The organism is Geodermatophilus amargosae (genome assembly GCF_900116515.1).
Classification (GTDB): domain Bacteria; phylum Actinomycetota; class Actinomycetes; order Mycobacteriales; family Geodermatophilaceae; genus Geodermatophilus; species Geodermatophilus amargosae.
On sequence record NZ_FPBA01000058.1, the window covers coordinates 1 to 2,963 of the forward strand.

Annotated in this window: 2 protein-coding genes; both read left to right on the forward strand. The window is 69.4% G+C overall.

Annotated features, from left to right (window positions below):
- Positions 1-285: 285 nt before the first annotated feature.
- A complete protein-coding gene (locus tag BM414_RS28065; protein WP_093585326.1) occupies positions 286-816 on the forward strand; it encodes a pyridoxamine 5'-phosphate oxidase family protein in 531 nt (176 codons plus the stop codon).
- A gap of 472 nt (positions 817-1,288) precedes the next feature.
- Positions 1,289-2,878 (forward strand): sugar ABC transporter ATP-binding protein, encoded by a 1,590-nt coding sequence (locus BM414_RS28070; protein WP_217644972.1) that lies wholly within the window; start codon positions 1,289-1,291, stop codon positions 2,876-2,878.
- The last annotated feature ends 85 nt before the right edge of the window (positions 2,879-2,963 follow it).

Genomic DNA, 2,963 nt, shown 5'->3' on the forward strand with positions numbered 1-2,963 from the left:
CGACCACGCAGGTCGAACCCACCGACCCCGCCGGCCCGCACCCGACGGACCTGGCGGCCGACAACCCCACCACCGGCAGAGACCCACAGGCCCTCGGTCGGTAGGCGACTGATCGCGGCGCCGGAGGAGACGCCCGGAGGGCGGCGATGTCTCCGGCGCTGACGGGGGAGGAGCCGACAACGCGCACCTCGCCACCCGTCGCCAGCACGACGGTCCACACGGGGCTCTTCCATCGCGGTCTTCCGTGTCGACCGGACTTCCAGCGTCTGACGTCAAGGAGCCCACATGCCGAAACTGACCGATCAGGAGTTCGAGGAGTTCATCACCGCGCCGGGCTTCTACGCCCGGATCGCGACCGTGGATGAGGACGGCTTCCCGCGAGTCATGCCGATCGTCTTCCTGTTCGACGAGGGGAAGATCAGGTTCACGCTGCGGCCCAACTCCGCTCCGTGGAACAACGTCCGCCGCGACGGCCGCGTGGGGATGGCCATCGACGAGACGGCGGAGCCGATGCGGCGCGTGATCATCCAGGGTCATGCCGAGGTCGTCTTCCAGCCCGGGCAGGAGAAGGAGTGGGTTCACCTGCACCGTCGAATGCTGTCGAAGACGCACGAAGCGGAGTACATCGACAACTACATCAACGCGCAGTTCGAGTTGGGAGTCGAACGACCCTGGCTGCAGATCGACCTCGGTGCCCCGACGACCCGCCTGAGGACGTGGCGCAACGCCGTCCCCGAGGACGGGGACGACCGCTCCGTGCCCTGGTCCAAGCAGTACATCGTGAACGCCCCGGCGACGAAGCCCGCGGCGCCCTGACCTGAGACGTTCCTGTCCGGGGCGAGGGGGGCGCCGGTCGGCTGGGCTGAGCCCGGCCGGTCGGCGCCCCCGTTGCGTCGTGCTCAGCCGAACGTGGCCGGTCGGGCGAGCCCGATCCCGGCGCCGGCGGCACCTCGTGCTCCGTCCTCCGTTTCTGTGGGTGGACGGGGCTGTCCACGGCCGTCCCCTCGAGGGGTGCGCGGTGGCTGATGTCGCAGACGGCGCCGGCAGGGCTCCCAACCGGCTCGCTCCGCTGCTCGTCGGTGCTCCTCGAGCACTCCGGGCCGGACGGGCGCAACGCCACATCCCGACGCCGGCGACGCCCCTGGACGGCCGCGCAATTGGTCATGAGGAACTGTTGACTGGGTACGTGAGCGGATGCCAGACTCCGCATGCCGAGTGACGCCCGCCACTTCCGTGTGAGGGCGAGAGCTCCGGACCTCCACCCCGCCACCTTCGAAGGACGAGGCTGATGACTGCCGTCGCGAGCTCCGAGCGCGAGATGGTCCTGTCGTTGAGAGGCGTGACCAAGACCTTCGGGGCCCAGCGTGCCCTGGATTCAGTGGACCTGGAGATCGCCAAGGGCGAGATCCATGCAGTGGTGGGACAGAACGGGTGCGGGAAGTCCACGCTGGTGAAGCTGCTCGGCGGCTATCACGGGCCGGATGCCGGCAGTGACGCGACAGTGGCCGGTGAGCCGTTCGAACTGGGTTCCGCGGCGGCTGCCAACCAGGCCGGGTTGCGCTTCGTCCACCAGGACCTGGGCCTGATCGAGGACCTCAGCGTGGCGGAGAACTTCTTCATGGCGTCAGACCGTGGCTGGGTCAAGCCGATCTCGAAGGGTGACGAGCGCTCTCGCGCCGGTCGGGCGCTCAAGGACTTCGGTTACGACATCGATCCGCGGGCTCGGGTCGGCTCCTTGTCAGCAGCTCAGCGCACGGTGGTGGCCATCGTGCGAGCGCTCCACGGGGAGAAGCCGCCGGCGCTGCTCATCCTCGACGAGCCGACGGCGTCGCTGCCCGGTCCCGATGCTCAGTTGCTCTTCGACGCGCTGCGGCGGCTGACCCAGGCGGGCGGATCGGTCCTGTTCATCAGTCATCACCTGGACGAGGTGATGGAACTGGCCGACACGGTCACGGTCCTCCGCGACGGTCGCAAGGTCACGACGGTGTCCTCTCGGGATCTGTCCCATGACCGTCTGGTCGAGTTGATGCTGGGGCGCGCCCTGACGCCGCGCACCCAGGCCGACGTGGCGGCGGCCGAGAGCGACTCGGGCGAGGAGCCGCGGCTCACCGTCCGCAACATGCACGGTGGGGGCCTACGCGGGATCGATCTCGACGTGCGACCGGGTGAAGTCGTGGGCATCGCCGGCCTGACGGGGTCCGGGCGGGAGAGCATCGCAGGAGCGATCGCCGGGCAGCTGCACCTGTCGGGGACTGTCGCGATCGACGGGCGGTCCGTGCGGCCGGGAGACCCGGCCGCTTCGCTGGCGCGAGGCCTGGCGTATGCGCCGGCCGAGCGGCGTCGTGATGCGCTCCTCAGCACTGCGACGCTCCGCGAGAACCTCACCATCGCCGACATCCGGTCCATCTCGCGGCGAGGTCGCCTGAGCCGGCGTCTCGAGCGCAAGGACGCGCAGAAGTGGATGAAGGTCCTGGACGTCCGGCCGCCGATGTCCGAGCGCGTCATCGACCAGTTCTCCGGTGGCAACCAGCAGAAGGTGGTCCTGGGCCGGCTCCTGCGGACCGGCCCCAAGGTGCTGGTGCTGGACGAACCCACGCAGGGGGTGGATGTCGGCGCCAAGGCCACCATCCACGACTTGGTCGTCGGCGCGGCGTCCGCCGGAGCGGCTGTGATCGTCTGCTCCTCCGATGTCGAGGAGCTGGTGCAGGTGTCCACCCGCGTCCTGGTGTTCCGCCGCGGGCGTCTCGGTGCTGAGCTGACCGGTCCGCACCTGACCGTGGAACGCATCGAAGAGGAGCAGTTGCGGCCGGCGGACGCAGCGCCGACGAGTGGGGCCGCTGCCGGAGCACCCGAGGAGGGCGAGGTCTCCCGTGGCTGACGTGTCGAGTGTGTTGGGCGCGTTGAGCCCGAAGCGGGTCAGCGTGTTGTATCTGCTGGTCCTGATCGTGGTGATCTTCGGGATC

Excerpts from the sequence above, each read along its gene's own strand:
- BM414_RS28070 (WP_217644972.1), top strand. The coding sequence starts at position 1,289 with ATGACTGCCGTCGCGAGCTCCGAGCGCGAGATGGTCCTGTCGTTGAGA.
- BM414_RS28065 (WP_093585326.1), top strand. The coding sequence starts at position 286 with ATGCCGAAACTGACCGATCAGGAGTTCGAGGAGTTCATCACCGCGCCG.